At 37.9% G+C, this 17338-nt stretch carries 15 protein-coding genes; 14 read left to right on the top strand and 1 reads right to left on the bottom strand.

The features are described 5' to 3' along the window. The 11 genes from ACMGGO_RS19285 (at nt 1) to prfB (ending at nt 10850) form a co-directional block, all read left to right on the top strand. A complete protein-coding gene (locus tag ACMGGO_RS19285; RefSeq protein WP_257961516.1) occupies nt 1–1050 on the top strand; it encodes a nucleotidyltransferase family protein in 1050 nt (349 codons plus the stop codon). Then, nucleotides 1047–1730 carry an acylneuraminate cytidylyltransferase family protein gene (locus tag ACMGGO_RS19280; RefSeq protein WP_279493970.1) on the top strand — a complete coding sequence of 228 codons (684 nt, stop codon included), beginning with the start codon at nt 1047–1049 and terminating at the stop codon, nt 1728–1730. The genes ACMGGO_RS19285 and ACMGGO_RS19280 overlap by 4 nt, the downstream gene beginning before the upstream one ends. A 129-nt stretch (nt 1731–1859) precedes the next feature. Then, nucleotides 1860–2234 (top strand): flagellar protein FlaG, encoded by a 375-nt coding sequence (locus tag ACMGGO_RS19275; RefSeq protein ID WP_279493972.1) that lies wholly within the window; start codon nt 1860–1862, stop codon nt 2232–2234. 30 nt (nt 2235–2264) lie between these two features. Then, on the top strand, nt 2265–3818 hold the full coding sequence (gene fliD / locus ACMGGO_RS19270) for a flagellar filament capping protein FliD (protein ID WP_279493973.1): 1554 nt from the start codon (nt 2265–2267) through the stop codon (nt 3816–3818). Nucleotides 3819–3853: 35 nt separating this feature from the next. Continuing rightward, nucleotides 3854–4219: a flagellar protein FliT gene (locus tag ACMGGO_RS19265; protein WP_237899359.1), complete on the top strand. Its 366-nt coding sequence runs from the start codon at nt 3854–3856 to the stop codon at nt 4217–4219. 260 nt (nt 4220–4479) lie between these two features. Next, the gene (gene fliS / locus ACMGGO_RS19260; protein WP_420282138.1) at nt 4480–4890 is read left to right on the top strand and encodes a flagellar export chaperone FliS; all 411 of its coding nucleotides are present in this window, start codon (nt 4480–4482) and stop codon (nt 4888–4890) included. 181 nt (nt 4891–5071) lie between these two features. Continuing rightward, nucleotides 5072–5455, top strand: coding sequence for a PilZ domain-containing protein (locus ACMGGO_RS19255; protein WP_048392058.1), 384 nt, complete (start codon nt 5072–5074; stop codon nt 5453–5455). A 90-nt stretch (nt 5456–5545) separates the two neighbouring features. Continuing rightward, nucleotides 5546–6097, top strand: a complete 552-nt coding sequence (gene hpf / locus ACMGGO_RS19250) for a ribosome hibernation-promoting factor, HPF/YfiA family (protein ID WP_004227537.1) — start codon at nt 5546–5548, stop codon at nt 6095–6097. Nucleotides 6098–6241: 144 nt separating this feature from the next. Continuing rightward, a complete protein-coding gene (secA, locus tag ACMGGO_RS19245) occupies nt 6242–8752 on the top strand; it encodes a preprotein translocase subunit SecA (RefSeq protein WP_054549768.1) in 2511 nt (836 codons plus the stop codon). Nucleotides 8753–9080: 328 nt separating this feature from the next. Then, complete coding sequence (locus tag ACMGGO_RS19240) at nt 9081–9623, top strand: competence protein ComK (protein WP_048392056.1); 543 nt, start codon at nt 9081–9083, stop codon at nt 9621–9623. Nucleotides 9624–9745: 122 nt separating this feature from the next. Further along, a protein-coding gene (prfB, locus tag ACMGGO_RS19235) for a peptide chain release factor 2 (RefSeq protein ID WP_237497242.1) occupies nt 9746–10850 on the top strand; the annotation gives its coding sequence in 2 pieces (ribosomal slippage) (nt 9746–9820 and nt 9822–10850; 1104 coding nt in all). Between the two features lie 43 nt (nt 10851–10893). Here the strand turns inward: prfB and ACMGGO_RS19230 are convergent. After that, entirely contained in the window at nt 10894–11403 is a 510-nt protein-coding gene (locus ACMGGO_RS19230; protein ID WP_048392055.1) for a competence protein ComK, read from the bottom strand. A 227-nt stretch (nt 11404–11630) separates the two neighbouring features. Between ACMGGO_RS19230 and ACMGGO_RS19225 the strand changes: the two genes are divergently transcribed. From ACMGGO_RS19225 to uvrA, 3 genes are all read left to right on the top strand, one after another. Beyond that, entirely contained in the window at nt 11631–11879 is a 249-nt protein-coding gene (locus ACMGGO_RS19225; RefSeq protein WP_054549770.1) for an IDEAL domain-containing protein, read from the top strand. A 430-nt stretch (nt 11880–12309) separates the two neighbouring features. After that, complete coding sequence (uvrB, locus tag ACMGGO_RS19220; RefSeq protein ID WP_115674275.1) at nt 12310–14289, top strand: excinuclease ABC subunit UvrB; 1980 nt, start codon at nt 12310–12312, stop codon at nt 14287–14289. A gap of 7 nt (nt 14290–14296) precedes the next feature. Further along, entirely contained in the window at nt 14297–17164 is a 2868-nt protein-coding gene (gene uvrA / locus ACMGGO_RS19215; protein WP_420282137.1) for an excinuclease ABC subunit UvrA, read from the top strand. The last annotated feature ends 174 nt before the right edge of the window (nt 17165–17338 follow it).

Raw genomic sequence — 17338 nt, 5'->3', positions numbered from 1 at the left:
ATGAAACAGTGGCAACAAATTATTGTGAAAAAAAATTATACACTACTAGAAACAATGCAAGTTATTGATGCATCTTCACTTCAGTTTGCAGTTGTTGTAGACGACGAACAGCATTTGCTTGGTACTGTGACGGACGGGGATATTCGGCGTGGTATTTTGCGCGGTGAAGGGCTAGATGTATCGATTGATGAAGTGATGAATACAACACCTATTACCGCTCTAGCTGGGCAAAAACCTTATAAGTATAAACAGTTGATGCAAAAAAAGAAGCTGAAGCAGCTACCGATTGTAGATAGTGCAAAACAATTAATCGATATAGTATTTTTTGATAAGTGGCAAAATATTGGTGAAAATAAAAATAGTGTTATTTTAATGTTGGGTGGTTTAGGCACACGTCTACGCCCATTAACGAATGACGTACCGAAACCGATGTTGAAAGTGGGGAATAAGCCAATCGTCGAAACAATCGTTGATAGCTTCAAGCAACATGGCTACACGAACTTTATTTTTTCGGTTAATTATAAAAAAGAGATGATTCAAGAGTATTTCCAAGATGGTGAGCCTTTTGGAATTTCGATTGAATATATAGAAGAACAAAAGAGGATGGGGACAGCCGGGGCATTGTCGTTATTAAAAGAGCGTCCGGTAGCACCTTTTTTTGTCATGAATGGCGATTTGCTGACACAAATTAATTTTGATCAACTCATGCAGTTTCATAAGGAGCATGAAGCGATTGCGACGATGTGTGTGCGGGAGTATGAGTTTCAAATTCCGTACGGTGTGATTGAAACGAACGGCGCGAATCTTGTCAATATAAAAGAGAAACCTATACATCGTAGTTTTATAAACGCAGGTATTTATGTTTTAAGTCCTGAGGTATTAGATTTTATACCACAATCTGAGTTTTATGATATGCCGACATTGTTTGAGCAATTGATGGCAAGAGGTAAAAAAACAGCAGCATTTCCAATTCATGAATACTGGTTGGATATTGGGCAGATGGATGATTTTTATCGGGCGAATGAAGAGTTTGGGAGGTTGGATATATGACTGCAAGATGTTTAGCTGTAATTCCTGCGCGTGGAGGATCAAAAGGAGTACCGGGTAAAAATATAAGACTACTAGCAGGAAAGCCACTCATTGCTTGGACAATTGAAGCAGCTAAAAGATCGAAATATATTACGACAACAATTGTTTCGACGGATGATGAAGAAATTAGTACAGTCGCTATTGAATATGGTGCAGAAGTTCCTTTCATTAGACCCGCCCATTTAGCTGAGGATGATACACCAGGTGTAGCGCCCATTTTGCATGCGTTAGAACAATGTCCAGATTACGATTATGTAGTAGTGCTCCAACCAACTTCACCATTAAGAACAGCTGAAGATATTGATGGGACTATCGAAAAAATGTTTAAAAATGATGGGGATTTTTGTGTTTCTGTTGCAGAGGCGGCACAATCGCCATATTGGATGTACACATTAAATAAAGATGATGTTATGCAACCATTAATAGATTCGCCATTAGTAGTAAGAAGGCAAGAATTACCGAAAGCATATATTTTAAATGGCGCTGTATATGTGGCGAAAGTGGAAGAATTAAAGAAAACGGAAAGCTTTATTACTTCAGAAACAGTTGCATATGAAATGCCAGAAGAGCGATCTTTTGATATTGATGTGGAGAAAGATTTTTTTGTTTGTGAGAATATCATGCAACCGCTCGTTGAATAAAATATAATTCCAGTGGCGCTTCCTGAAAATTGTGGGGAATTTAGCCGTTTCGCAAAAAAACATGAAACTTATAGAAATTACTTCCGATAATAGAAGCAAGTAAAAAAATATTTATGTGAGGTGAATTCAATGCGTATTACATCGCAAGGGCAGCCTACAGAAGGAGGCAACGTAACTCCAACCAAAGCATCAGAGAAAATAACATCTACCGATTATACTCATATAAGTTCAACACCAATTGGAGAAACAGCGTTAGTTACTGTAGAAGAAAAAGAAATTTCAAAAGAAAAACTACAACAAGCAGTTGATACGATGAATAATGTGTTGGAGGCAAACAGCAATACGGCAAAATTTGTTTATCATGAAGGGTTAGATCGCTTTTATGTAACGGTTGTAAATAAGGAAACGGATCAGGTTGTAAAAGAGATTCCACCTAAAAAGTTATTAGATGCCTTTTATGAAATGCAAAAGATGCTTGGGTTGATAGTAGACGAAAAAATCTAAACGTATTCAATATTAAGGAGGAAAATGATTATGGTAAATCGAATTGGCGGTCTGGTCTCGGGAATGGATATTGATGGACTTGTACAAAAAATGATGAGAACACAACGAGCACCATTAGACAGACTATTTCAAAATAAGCAAATAGGGGAATGGCAACGTGATGCTTACCGAGCTGTTAATACAAAAATCAGAGCATTTGATACGTATATGGCTGACAATTTAGTGTTAAAGGAACTTAATAGCAAGACGGCTTCTAGTTCTAACTCTAATTTAGTCGATGCTAAAGCAACTGGAAGTGCGTCAGGTACAATAAGTATTGAAGAAGTAAAACAATTAGCAACTGCAGGTCGTCTAGTAGGAGCAAAAACAGTAAAAACTGAAACAGCAACTGGCTCAACAAAATTAAGCGATTTGGGTGTAACTAGTTCAACGATTGATATTAAAGCGATTCAAAATAATGGGACACTTGCAAAAGAAGCTACAAAAATTAGCATTATAGAAGGTATGACAGTGGATCAGTTTATTAATAAAGTTAATACTAGTAATGCTGGTGTGACAGCCATTTTTGAAAATGGCCGATTCTCCTTTACCGCTAAAAATACAGGTGATGTAACAAATGGGGAGGAAATCGAGCTTGTCGGTGCAGATGCTCTAGGATTTTCAGCAGCTGATTTTGCTAATCCAGATATAAGTAAAAAAGCTAGTGCAACAGCGGGACAAAATGCTGTTTTCACAGTTAATGGTATCGAAACGGAACGTACATCCAACACCTTCTCCATTTCTGGTTATAACATTACATTAAAGGAGAAATTTGACCAAGGTCCTGCTGTTACAATCACTGCGACAAGCAATGTAGATGAGATGGTAGATAAGGTGAAAGATTTTGTGAAAACCTATAACGGGTTTGTCAAAGACTTAATGGATCAAACAAATGAAACAAGATACCGAGATTATCCACCACTAACGGATGAACAAAGGAAAGAGCTGTCTGAGAGTGAAGTAAAACTTTGGGATGAAAAAGCGAAAAGTGGTTTACTAAGTAGAGATAGTATTTTGCGCGATGGTTTATCTAATATGCGTTCTTTACTCTACCAGTCTAATCCTGCAGTAGAGGATACAAACTATAACACCCTTTATAAAATTGGGATTACTACAACTCAAAATTATAACGATGGTGGTATGATTGAGATTAATGAGGAGAAATTGCGTCAAGCCTTAACAGAAAATCCAGATGCTGTTGAGCAGCTCCTTACAAGTACTGGAAATAAAAATGGTACTGTGACAAAAGTGAACCCAGATACTGGTGTAGAGGAGACCATTACAACAGATACACGTGGCTTTGTTAAAAAACTACGTGATTCATTGGAAGGTTTTAAACTTGCTATTGAGGATAAAGCTGGACGAGCAAACATGGCCGATGAAAAATTTAGTATTGGTCGAGATTTGAAAGCAACAACTGAGCGAATGGATAATTTAAAAAGAAGATTAGAAACGATTGAACAAATGTATTGGAAACAATTCACAGCTATGGAGCAAGCAATGAACAAAGCCAGTGAACAATCAAGTATTTTTATGCAAAGGTAAATAAGAGTCGTCATTAAGTGAAATAGAGGTGTACTATGCAACTAGTAGAACAACTATTACAAGTATCGACGAACTTATATAAAGTTTTAGACGATACACTAATTAGTGAAGAACGTGATGAGTATATTGCCCATATACATGAGCTTCTGGATCAACGTAAAATTATTATAGAAATGTTAGTACAACAAGAAGGTGGTTTTCGCTTTGACAAGCAAAATCGTATTCATTGTAAATTACTAGAATTAGATAATGGAATTAAAGAAAGATTGGAGATTGTAATAAATTCTATTAAGAAGGATTTAACAAATCTACAAAAAGCTAAAAAAAATGAATCACAATATTATAATCCTTTTGCAAGTGTGCGAGTAATGGATGGGATGTATTATGATAAAAAAAATTAGTAAATTTAAAGATGTGATGTGACTTACTTTTAACATTTAGATAACCAAAATCATATAATCACTGAATTTAGATAAGGAAATTGATGATATAGATAGGGATAAGTGCAAGTTGTACAAATCAATGTTTAATGAATTTATATCTTACAGTCATTTCATTATTCTCAAAAAAGTAAAGACTTAATGGGAGAGTTTTGTGATATATTATGATAATATTCGTAAAAATAAATGTGAATATATTCTAAAAAAGGGGTTGACCTTGTATGTCAGCTAATTTATCGGCGCAAAATGCCTATAAACAAAATACGGTTTCTACTGCTTCTCCAGGAGAACTAACACTGATGCTTTATAATGGTTGCTTGAAGTTTTTACATCTGGCTAAGAAAGCTACTCAAGAAAAAAAGATTCAAGCTAAAAATACCAATATTCAAAAAGCGCAAGCTATTATTCAAGAGTTAATAGTGACATTAAACATGGATTATGCTATTTCAAAAAATATGTTAGCATTATATGAATATATGAACCAACGTTTAATGGAAGCTAATATGCTAGATGATGTAGCCATTATTGAGGAAGTGGAAGGATTGGTGACGGAATTTCGCGATACGTGGAAGGAAGTAATTCGCATTAATCGACAACAGCAATTTGGTCAGGGAAACAGCGGACAAATTTAGACACAATTAGAGACCATCGAAAGAGATGGTCTCTTTTTTGTTAAACCGTTATTATCATGAAATAGTCATAAATTAGGCTATTCAACGGTAAAATATGTTACTTATTCCCTGTGGCTGTTAGTTGGGCATCATGGCATAATCAAAGCAATAAACATGTTTAAAAGAGTACTGGGGTGGGAATATGATCTTTAAGCGTCAAGAAGGTTTCCGATTTAAATTTAAGGAGCCTATTCAAATAACTTTTGCTATTTATGAGAATGGGAAGGTCAATCATGGACAAACGGCTATGGCTGACTTGTTGGATATAAGTCCACGTGGATTAAAGATGTTTACGGAGGTGGATTTAGGTATAAACCCTCCTCCATTAGATATCCATTTTGTGCTTGATACACAAGAAGTTCGTGCTTATGGAGAAGTGATTTGGAGTCGTCCATTTGGGAGTGGCAAGCAATATGGCATCTATTTCAATAATCAAGGACCCGTGGAAGATTTGATTGTTGAAGAACTAAAGCTTCGACGAAAAAAGGAAGCAGCAGAAGCGAAAAAACAAAATAATAATTTATAAAAATTTTTGTAAAAAAAAGAATGATTTTAGAGGAATTTCACACACTTGTGTAGAAATAGATAGTATAGCAGTTATAAAGGAGGAGTTTACATGTTAAACTTTAACATTCGTGGTGAAAATATTGAGGTAACTCCAGCTATTCGAGAGTATGTTGAGAACAAAATCGATAAAGTTGAACGCTATTTTAACGAAGATGTTAATGCCAACGCTAATGTCAATTTAAAGGTTTACAATGACAAACAAACTAAAGTGGAAGTTACTATTCCAATGAAGAATCTAACTCTTCGTGCTGAAGAGCGTCATAATGATATGTATGCTGCTGTTGATCTAATTGTTGATAAATTAGAGCGTCAGATCCGCAAGCATAAAACAAAAGTAAACCGTAAATTCCGCGAGCGTGAAGGTGCAGGCCTTTATTTTGCTACTACTCAAGCAGCCGCTGATGCTGTGTCAGAGGAAGAAGAGTACTCAATTGTTCGTACAAAGCAATTTGATTTAAAGCCTATGGATCAAGAAGAGGCAGTTCTACAAATGAATATGCTTGGACATGATTTCTATGTCTTTACAGATGCTGAATCGAACGGCACAAATATTGTATATAAACGTAAAGATGGAAAATATGGCTTAATTGAAACAACTTAAAACTTCATGATGACGAAGGCTCTCGCGATGGCGAGGGTCTTTTTTTGGTATGACAATCATATGTAGTCGAGGTGACAGTTTGCATGAAACTGTTACACAATGGTAAAATGAAAGTTGAATCTATATAGGAAGTGAAAAACATTCATGGCAAACCTATTAAATAAATTATTTGATTTCAATAAACGTGAGCTAAAAAAATTAGAAAAAATCGCTGACCAAGTTGAGAGATTCGCTTCTCAAATGGAACAGCTTTCAGATGATCAACTACAAGCGAAAACAGATGAATTTAAAAAGCGCTATGCTGAGGGTGAGCATTTAGAGTCGATTCGTGCCGAAGCGTTTGCTGTTTGTCGAGAAGCGGCAAAACGTGTATTAGAGATGTACCCATTCCGCGTTCAAATCATGGGGGCAGCCGCTCTTGATGAGGGGAATATTGCGGAGATGAAAACCGGGGAAGGTAAAACTTTAACAGCGACAATGGCTGTTTATTTAAATGCCATCACTGGTAAAGGTGTACATGTTGTAACAGTCAACGAATACCTAGCGAGTCGTGATGCTGCTGAAATGGGACAACTTTATAATTTCTTAGGCTTATCTGTTGGGCTTAATTTAAATAGCCTTTCAAAAGATGAAAAACGTACTGCTTATGAGGCAGATATTACGTATAGTACAAACAATGAGCTAGGATTTGACTACTTACGTGATAACATGGTGCTTTACAAAGAGGAACGTGTACAACGTCCATTGCACTATGCTGTCATTGATGAGGTGGACTCGATCTTAATTGATGAAGCTCGTACGCCATTAATTATTTCGGGTCAAGCTGGGAAATCAGCACAGCTTTATAAACAGTCTAATGCGTTTGTGCGTATGTTAAATGCAGAGACAGACTATACGTATGAAGAGTCAACAAAAGGTGTTACGTTAACAGATGCAGGTGTGGAAAAGGCAGAAAAAGCATTTGGCATCGATAATCTATTTGATTTGACACATGTTCGTTTAAATCATGCGATCAATCAATCATTAAAGGCGCATGTTAGTATGCATAATGATGTCGATTATGTTGTGCAGGATGGCGAAATTGTGATCGTTGATGGCTTTACTGGTCGTTTGATGAAGGGTCGTCGTTATTCTGATGGCTTACACCAAGCGATTGAGGCTAAAGAAGGCGTTGAGATTCAAAATGAATCGATGACAATGGCGACAATTACCTTCCAAAACTACTTCCGTATGTATCAAAAGCTTGCAGGGATGACAGGTACAGCGAAAACAGAGGAAGAGGAATTCCGTAATATTTACAATATGAATGTTGTCGCTATTCCGACGAATAAACCAATTGCTCGTGATGATCGTGCTGACTTGATTTTTGCAACGATGGAAGGGAAATATAAAGCAGTTGCTGCTGATATCGCAGAGCGTCATAGAGCTGGTCAACCTGTTCTTGTTGGTACAGTTGCTATTGAAACGTCTGAGATTATTTCTAAACTATTGGATAAACATAAAATTCCTCATAATGTATTAAATGCGAAAAATCATGAACGTGAAGCTGAAATCATTGCGAACGCTGGTACAAAGGGTGCAGTGACAATTGCAACTAACATGGCTGGACGTGGTACAGATATTAAACCTGGCGAAGGAGTACTCGAAATTGGCGGTTTAGCGGTAATCGGTACAGAGCGACATGAATCACGTCGTATTGATAATCAGCTTCGTGGACGTTCTGGTCGTCAAGGGAATCCAGGGGTTACACAATTCTACCTATCCTTAGAGGATGATTTAATGCGTCGTTTTGGCTCTGATAATATGAAGTCGATGATGATGCGCTTAGGTATGGATGATTCCCAGCCATTGCAATCTAAAGTAGTGTCGAGAGCTGTAGAATCAGCGCAGAAACGTGTCGAGGGTAATAACTTTGATGCGCGTAAACGCTTATTACAATATGACGATGTACTACGTCAGCAACGTGAGATTATTTATAAAGAGCGTTATGATGTACTAGAAACAGAAAATATGCGTGTGCTTGTTGAGTCTATGATTCAAGAAACAATTGATAATGTTGTTAGCCTGTATACTCAAGGTGAACAGAAGGATTGGAACCTAAAGGCTATTGAAGACTTTGTAGCGGCTAATCTTTTAGAGGAAGGTCAACTTAAAGTATCTGATTTCCAAGGCAAGTCTGCTGAAGATATTAATCAGCTAATCTCTGATGCTGTTCATGTTCGTTATGATGAAAAAGAGGCAGAACTGACACCAGAGCGTATGCGTGAGTTTGAAAAGGTTATTTTATTACGATCAATCGATACAAAATGGATTGATCATATTGATGCAATGGATCAACTACGTCAAGGTATCCATCTGCGTGCTTATGGTCAAAACGATCCTCTTCGTGAATATCAACAAGAAGGCTTTGCGATGTTTGAGGATATGGTAGCCTCTATTCGCGAGGATGTTGCGAAATATGCGATGAAAGCAGAAATCCGCAATAATCTGGAGCGAGAAGAGGTGGCAAAGGGGCAGGCTGTTAATCCAAAAGAAGAAGGTGGCGCTGCGCCGAAAAAGCAACCAGTACGTAAAGCTGAAAACATTGGTCGTAATGATTTATGTCCATGTGGTAGCGGCAAGAAATTTAAAAACTGTCATGGCACAGCTCAATAATATCTAGGTGAAAAAATCATTTTAACTACGTGTTAAAATGATTTTTTCTTTATAAAATTACTTAAAAATGAAGAAATTTTAGTATTAAAAGTCAGAATTTATAGACAATTGAAAAATATGGGTATACAATAGCTGTAATAATAGGAATATAGTACAAGTCATTTATCCTATTATTATCCTGAATTTTTGATGGTGATACTAAGTCTTAAGGAGGATCGGAATTTTCAAGCAATCTTACTCATTGAAAATAGCGGGAATGTACGCATATTTGTATATTCCTTTTTATTTTGACTGGAAGCAACATAAAATGTATAAAGGGGGACTATAGATGCATAAAAAAGATATTATGAATAGTGAAACAATGATGTATATGCCTGTGTATGATTCCTTTGGAAATTTATGTACGCAGGTGTATGAGAAAAATAATGAGTATATATCTACGTTACCACCAACGAAATTATTGGACTTTAATCTGCGTTATTTTGGTTCTAGTTTAAGAGGAGCGTTCGATGGTTCGAAAATGATCCTAGGCAAGCTTAATAAAAATCCTATTGTCGTGCACGAACGTTGTAATATTTTATGGTTCCCTAGTAGGTCTCCTTTACATCCTGACTGTATCTGGTTCGCTGTTCATCATATAGATGACTATGTCGCTGTGGATAAAAAGAGGACAAAGGTTACTTTTATGAATGGCAAGGAATTTATTGTGGATGTCAGTGTCAATGCGTTAGAGTCTCGGATTCAAAGAGCTTTTTTATTAAAATATAGACTAGAGAAACGAACAAAATATTTACTTGTTCAGTATGACCGTGTGAAAGTATTTCAACGTCTTGCCAAGAATATGTTTGAGGACGAGACGCAGGATAGTTGACTTAATTCCACAAAACATCTGCTAGATAGTATGTTTTCGTTTCTAAAAACGTTATAATAAAAAGATACGGAGCTTTATGAATAAAGTGTTAGCTCCATGACTAACGTTCGGAGGATTTAACGATGATTGAATTAGCAGATGTACGCAATGTGTTAGACACTACAGCCAAAAAATTGGCGGACTTTAGGGGGTCTCTTTGACTTAGAGAACAAAGAGGCACGTATTCAGGAGCTAGATGAAATGATGCTAGAGCCAGGCTTTTGGGATGATCAGCAAGGTGCTCAGGTGATCATCAATGAAGGAAATGGCTTAAAAGCTATTGTCAATGAATATAAAGATTTAGTGGAAACACATGAAAATTTAGATATGACACTGGAACTTTTGCGTGAAGAACCAGACGAAGAATTACAAGAAGAACTAGGCAAAGAACTAGCAGAATTCCAACAAAAGATGGCTGATTTTGAGCTTCAATTACTGCTAAGTGGCCCATACGATCAAAACAATGCCATTTTAGAGCTACATCCTGGTGCTGGTGGTACGGAGTCACAGGACTGGGGTTCAATGCTATTACGTATGTATACACGATGGGCTGAGAAGCGTGGATTTAAAGTGGAAACAGTGGACTATCTACCAGGAGATGAAGCTGGGATTAAATCTGTAACATTGTCGATTAAAGGTCACAATGCTTTCGGTTATTTACAAGCGGAAAAGGGTGTGCATCGTCTAGTACGTATTTCTCCATTCGATTCGTCTGGCCGCCGTCATACGTCCTTCGTTTCCTGTGATGTTATGCCAGAGTTTGACGACAATATAGAAATCGATATTCGTACAGAGGATTTAAAAATTGATACGTATCGCGCAACAGGTGCAGGTGGTCAGCATATTAATACGACAGATTCTGCCGTTCGTATTACGCATATTCCTACTGGTACGATTGTACAATGTCAAGCTGAGCGCTCCCAGATTAAAAACCGTGAAAAAGCGATGACGATGTTAAAAGGGAAGCTATATCAATTAGAACTTGATAAACAGCAGGCACAATTAGATGAAATACGCGGTGAGCAAAAAGAAATAGGCTGGGGCTCCCAAATTCGTTCGTATGTCTTCCACCCATACTCGATGGTGAAAGATCATCGTACAAATGAAGAAACAGGTAATGTGGGTGCTGTGATGGATGGCGACTTAGATCCATTTATTAATGCCTATTTACGTTCAAAAATAAATTAATACCCAGATTCCCCAAGAGTGAGATGCTCTTGGGGAATTTTTGTTAAAAGGGTGGATGATAGGGTGCATCTTGGCTAAGCTGTTTTCGTTCATTCATGTAATATTTATACAGCATAGATGCGTTAAGAAATTGTTTACTAATGGAAGCATAACGAATAGGTAGTTCGATTTGTTTATCATTTTTTAACGTTACAATACACCCCAATTCACTAGGTGTAATATTAATAATTGCATGAAGCCCTATCCATATATTGTGAATGGAGCTGGGTGAATAAGTTGGCAGAAAAATACAGGGATAACCATAATCAAAGGCCACGACGATTGGTAGCTTGTGTTGATTGCCGAAAAAACGTTTAGCCGATTGTTTTGCGGCTTCATAAGTTGATCCTAATGAGAGACAGGATTTTCGAAGGACATGCATCGGTTTGCGTGTAACAATCAGCTCATTATGCTTATCAATCACATGCGTGAAGACTTTGGAGTCATGCTGAATAGGTTGCAGCAAATAAGTATTGAATGAAATTAAGTAGCCGTTTACAAAGTTAGTTGTCATATAGGGAGTGCCTCCTTTTTTCTAGTGATAACGGTAGTGTAAAACAGAATATGACTTTCTTAAATTAAATGAAATAGTTGAAAATCGTTCAGAAAAGCACGAAATGCCTAGAGAATTTGCTCTAAATATCAATTGATTAATAGCTAATCCAAGATATTTTCGAATCGTAAGCATTGCTTTTTAATTTCAATTTTCATATAATTTAGAAAAGGATCGAGGTGAGATCGTTGGATAAATATTATTCGTATACAGATTTTCTGAAAGCCGTTGGTCAGTCGAAAAAAGTTGATGAGGCAGAGAAATTATTAAACGAGATTTATTTAGATTTATTTTTAAATCGTATCCAGCGTATGCATCGGCAAGAGCAGCTCATGGTTCTGATAGATAGAGCACTCGATGAAAAAGATGAAAACGCATTTTATCAATACGCATCCGAACTAACTTCCTTACACCAAACAGAAGATGAATCATATTGACGAACCCGCTCTCCATATCTATTGGAGAGTGGGATTTTTTTGCCTTTGAAAATAGTTGCAGAGTATGTGAAGATTGTATGTTTTGGTTAGAAGAAGTGATCTTGCTTATAGAATGGGGAAAGTCATTTAAAAAGTTTGAGACGCTGTTTATTAAAAAGTGAGAGTCGCTCTAAAAGTACATAGCCCGACTCCTGAGAGAGTGTGAGCTGCACATAAAGCAAAACAGGAAATCCCATCCATCGATAAAGCTTGAAAACCTAATAAAACGGCTATTATAAGAGTAACAAGTTAAATTGACTGTATTGTTATGTATTAAAAATTTTAGAGATGAAAAAAATTTTTACAAACATTCGTTCGTTAAATGTTCGAAATTTTAATATTGCTATGCTAAAATATATGTACAAATTGGAAGGAAAGGACGGGGACATGAGTGCAAACATTTGATTTACAAGCGCCATATCAGCCTAACGGGGATCAGCCACAGGCCATTGCGGAATTAGTGGAGGGTGTGAAAGCAGGCAAACGTCATCAAACATTGCTTGGTGCTACTGGAACAGGTAAGACGTTTACCATTTCGAATGTCATCCAGCAAGTTAAAAAACCAACACTAATTATGGCACACAATAAAACACTAGCTGGCCAGTTGTATAGTGAATTTAAAGAGTTCTTCCCGAATAACGCCGTTGAATATTTTGTCAGCTACTATGATTACTACCAACCAGAAGCTTATGTACCGCAGACAGATACCTATATAGAAAAAGACTCTAGCATTAACGATGAAATTGATAAGCTGCGTCACTCTGCTACTTCTGCATTGTTTGAGCGTGAGGATGTCATTATTATTGCATCCGTGTCCTGTATCTATGGTTTAGGTTCTCCCGAAGAATATCGAGAAATGGTTGTTTCCATTCGTACAGGTATGGAAATTGAACGTAATCAGCTATTACGCAAGCTTGTAGACGTTCAGTATGAGCGAAATGATGTTAGTTTTACTCGCGGAACATTTCGGGTACGTGGAGATGTAGTGGAAATCTTCCCAGCCTCTCGTGATGAGCATTGTATTCGTGTGGAATTTTTTGGGGATGAAATCGATCGCATTCGTGAGGTAGATGCACTAACGGGAGAGATTTTATCGGATCGAGAGCATGTTGCTATTTTCCCTGCATCTCACTTCGTTACACGAGAAGAGAAAATGCGTAAAGCGATTGAAAACATTGAAAAAGAATTAGAGGAACGACTTGCATTATTACGTGCAGAAGATAAATTACTAGAGGCACAGCGTTTAGAACAGCGTACACGCTATGATTTAGAGATGATGCGTGAAATGGGCTTTTGCTCTGGGATTGAAAACTATTCACGTCATTTAACATTGCGTGAAGCAGGTGCTACTCCATATACTTTGCTAGATTATTTCCCCGAAGACTTTTTACTTGTGGTTGATGAAAGTCACGTAACACTTCCACAGGTTCGAGGAATGTACAATGGTGACCAAGCACGTAAAGGAGTGCTCGTAGAACATGGCTTCCGATTGCCATCTGCTCTAGATAACCGTCCATTACGTTTTGAAGAGTATGAAAACCGCGTACATCAAGCGATTTATGTATCAGCCACACCAGGTCCTTATGAACTGGAGCATACACCAGAAATGGTAGAGCAAATTATCCGTCCAACTGGATTATTAGATCCATTAATTGATGTACGTCCTATTGAAGGTCAAATTGATAATTTAATTGATGAAATACAAGATCGAATTGCGCGTGATGAGCGAGTTTTAGTGACAACGCTAACGAAGAAAATGTCTGAGGATTTAACGGCTTACCTGAAGGAAATGGGCTTAAAAGTAGAATACTTACATTCAGAAATTAAGACACTAGAACGTATTGAAATTATCCGTGAGCTACGCAAAGGAACGTATGATGTGCTAATAGGTATTAATCTATTGCGTGAAGGTCTTGATATCCCTGAGGTGTCCCTTGTGGCAATTTTAGATGCTGATAAAGAAGGATTTTTACGTTCAGAGCGTTCATTGATTCAAACCATTGGTCGTGCTGCTCGTAACGCGAATGGTCATGTCATTATGTATGCGGATCATATAACAGACTCGATGAAAAAGGCGATTGATGAAACGCAACGTCGTCGTGCGTTACAAATGGCTTATAACGAGGAGCATGGCATAACACCTCAAACGATCATTAAGAAAATCCCAGATGTGATTCGCGCAACACAAGTAGCAGAAGAAGAGGAATCGTATGTAACAAAGGCAACAAAAGGCAAAAAGCTGACAAAGGCGGAAAGAGAACAGCTCTTAGCTTCCCTAGAAGTCGAAATGAAGGAAGCAGCAAAAGCGCTTGATTTTGAACGTGCGGCTGAGTTACGAGATACAATATTTGAATTGAAGGTAGAAGGGTGAATGACTTGTGAAAAATACTGAAATTGTCGTGCAAGGCGCACGTGCTCATAATTTAAAAAATATCAATGTCACAATTCCACGTGACCAATTAGTCGTTTTAACAGGATTATCAGGCTCTGGAAAGTCTTCTCTAGCATTTGACACAATTTATGCGGAGGGCCAACGTCGTTATGTTGAGTCCCTCTCCGCCTATGCCCGCCAATTTCTTGGACAAATGGATAAACCAGATGTCGATGCAATAGAAGGCTTGTCGCCTGCTATTTCCATTGACCAAAAAACAACTAGTCGTAACCCGCGATCTACTGTCGGTACGGTAACGGAAATCTATGATTACCTACGTTTACTTTATGCACGTATTGGTAAACCGATTTGTCCAAATCATGGCATAGAAATCACTTCCCAAACGATTGAGCAAATGGTGGATCGTTTATTAACCTATCCTGAGAGAACTAAGATGCAGCTCCTTGCACCAATGGTTTCTGGACGTAAGGGTACCCATGTTAAACTACTAGAAGATTTAAAAAAGCAGGGGTTTGTTCGTGTACGAATTGATGGGGAATTGCGTGATTTAGATGATGCTATCGAACTTGATAAAAATAAAAAGCATTCCATCGAAGTAGTAGTGGATCGTGTTGTTATGAAGGAAGGGATTGCTGCTCGTCTGAGTGATTCTTTAGAAACGGCTTTACGCCTGGCAGATGGACGTGTGCTTGTCGATGTGATGGAACATGAAGAGTTATTATTTAGTGAGCATCATGCCTGCCCATTATGTGGTTTTTCTATTGGTGAGTTAGAGCCTCGTATGTTTTCATTTAATAGTCCATTCGGTGCTTGTCCAAGCTGTGATGGCTTAGGTTCAACACAAGAGGTAGATTTAGATTTAGTGGTGCCTGATTGGGATCGTTCCTTGTTAGAGCATGCCATCGCACCATGGGAACCAACAAGTTCGCAGTACTACCCACAATTACTAAAAGCTGTATGTGATCATTACGATATTCCAATGGACGTGCCTGTGAAGGATTTGCCAAAGGAAAAGATGGATAAAGTTTTATATGGCTCTGGAAAAGACAAGATACACTTCCATTATGAAAATGAGTTTGGCAATGTGCGAGATCAAATGATTGAATTTGAAGGGGTGGTGCGCAATGTTGAGCGTCGTTTTAAAGAGACGACATCCGATTATGTTCGTGAGCAGATGGAAAAATACATGGCACAGCAGGCTTGCCCTTCATGTAAAGGGTATCGATTAAAGCCTGAGACGCTAGCAGTGAAAGTAGCTGATAAACATATCGGTGAGGTCACACAATATTCAATTCAGGAAGCAGACACTTTCTTTAAAGAGCTTGATCTCACTGAAAAGGATATGCAAATTGCTCGATTAGTTTTACGAGAAATCGAAGAACGATTGGGCTTCCTTGTGAATGTTGGTTTAGACTATTTAACATTGAGTCGTGCAGCAGGTACATTATCTGGTGGAGAGGCACAACGTATTCGCCTTGCTACGCAAATTGGTTCACGATTAACAGGAGTCCTCTATATTTTAGATGAGCCTTCGATTGGTTTGCACCAGCGTGATAATGATCGGCTGATAAGCACATTACAAAATATGCGTGACATTGGGAATACGCTGATTGTGGTAGAGCATGATGAAGATACGATGCTTGCAGCAGATTATCTCATCGATGTAGGACCTGGAGCAGGCGTCCATGGCGGTCAAATTGTGGCAGCAGGTACACCAAAGGAAGTTATGAATAATGAAAAATCCTTAACTGGACAATATTTAAGTGGTAGAAAGTTTATTCCTTTACCAATTGAAAGACGCCAACCAAATGGCCGAAAGCTCTCCATTAAAGGTGCCAAGGAAAATAATTTACGCAATGTTAAAGTAGATGTTCCATTAGGCTTATTTGTAGCAGTGACAGGTGTGTCTGGTTCAGGGAAATCTACACTGATTAATGAAATTTTATATAAATCTTTGGCACAGAAGCTGAATCGTTCAAAGGTTAAGCCTGGCGAGCATAAAGAAGTGACAGGTATCGATGAGCTTGAAAAAGTAATCGATATTGATCAATCGCCAATTGGTCGTACACCTCGTTCAAACCCAGCAACTTATACAGGTGTTTTTGATGATATTCGCGATGTTTTCGCAGCAACAAATGAAGCAAAGGTACGAGGCTATAAAAAAGGACGCTTTAGCTTTAATGTCAAGGGCGGTCGTTGTGAAGCATGTCGTGGTGACGGCATTATTAAAATTGAAATGCATTTCCTTCCAGATGTTTATGTACCATGTGAAGTATGTCACGGCAAACGTTATAACCGTGAAACACTTGAAGTGAAGTATAAAGATAAGAGTATTGCAGATATTCTCGATATGACAATTGAAAATGCAGTAGTGTTCTTTGAAAATATTCCAAAGATCCAGCGTAAGCTACAAACGATTGTTGATGTGGGGTTGGGTTATATGAAATTAGGGCAACCAGCCACAACCTTATCGGGCGGTGAGGCACAGCGTGTAAAACTAGCCTCTGAATTACATCGACGCTCCACAGGGAAATCCTTCTATATTTTAGATGAACCAACGACAGGATTACATGCCGATGATATTGCTCGTTTACTTGTCGTTTTACAGCGTCTTGTTGAAAACGGTGATTCGGTATTAGTTATTGAGCATAACTTGGATGTGATTAAAACAGCTGATTATATCATTGACTTAGGTCCAGAAGGCGGAGACAAAGGTGGTACGATTGTTGCAACTGGTACACCTGAAGAGGTAGTAGAAGTAGCAGGCTCCTATACAGGCAAATACTTAAAACCAATTCTGGAACGTGATCGTATGAGAATGGATGCATTGCTAGCAGAAGCTACTAAGTCTTAAGGGTTTTACATTCGAACGGAAATGATTAATCTGGATTGAAAGGTGATCTTAAATTGGGGAAAGTCGCTCAATCCAGATTGAAAATGATTCGAAATGTGAAGAACCCACTAAAACAGAGGTCAGAAGTGATCCAACTAATCTAAAAAACGAGCAATAAAATCTTCAGAGGTAAAA

This window comes from Lysinibacillus sp. BNK-21 (assembly GCF_048684915.1).
GTDB classification, from domain to species: Bacteria; Bacillota; Bacilli; order Bacillales_A; family Planococcaceae; genus Lysinibacillus; species Lysinibacillus capsici.
The sequence above is the reverse complement of the archived record's forward strand: the minus strand, read 5'-3'. Positions and strand labels throughout refer to the sequence as shown.

Bases quoted from the DNA above. Each gene is read 5' to 3' on its own strand.
- ACMGGO_RS19285 (WP_257961516.1), top strand. From the start codon at position 1: ATGAAACAGTGGCAACAAATTATTGTGAAAAAAAATTATACACTACTA.
- ACMGGO_RS19280 (WP_279493970.1), top strand. From the start codon at position 1,047: ATGACTGCAAGATGTTTAGCTGTAATTCCTGCGCGTGGAGGATCAAAA.
- ACMGGO_RS19275 (WP_279493972.1), top strand. From the start codon at position 1,860: ATGCGTATTACATCGCAAGGGCAGCCTACAGAAGGAGGCAACGTAACT.
- fliD (WP_279493973.1), top strand. From the start codon at position 2,265: ATGGTAAATCGAATTGGCGGTCTGGTCTCGGGAATGGATATTGATGGA.
- ACMGGO_RS19265 (WP_237899359.1), top strand. From the start codon at position 3,854: ATGCAACTAGTAGAACAACTATTACAAGTATCGACGAACTTATATAAA.
- fliS (WP_420282138.1), top strand. From the start codon at position 4,480: ATGTCAGCTAATTTATCGGCGCAAAATGCCTATAAACAAAATACGGTT.
- ACMGGO_RS19255 (WP_048392058.1), top strand. From the start codon at position 5,072: ATGATCTTTAAGCGTCAAGAAGGTTTCCGATTTAAATTTAAGGAGCCT.
- hpf (WP_004227537.1), top strand. From the start codon at position 5,546: ATGTTAAACTTTAACATTCGTGGTGAAAATATTGAGGTAACTCCAGCT.
- secA (WP_054549768.1), top strand. From the start codon at position 6,242: ATGGCAAACCTATTAAATAAATTATTTGATTTCAATAAACGTGAGCTA.
- ACMGGO_RS19240 (WP_048392056.1), top strand. From the start codon at position 9,081: ATGCATAAAAAAGATATTATGAATAGTGAAACAATGATGTATATGCCT.
- ACMGGO_RS19230 (WP_048392055.1), bottom strand. From the start codon at position 11,403: ATGACAACTAACTTTGTAAACGGCTACTTAATTTCATTCAATACTTAT.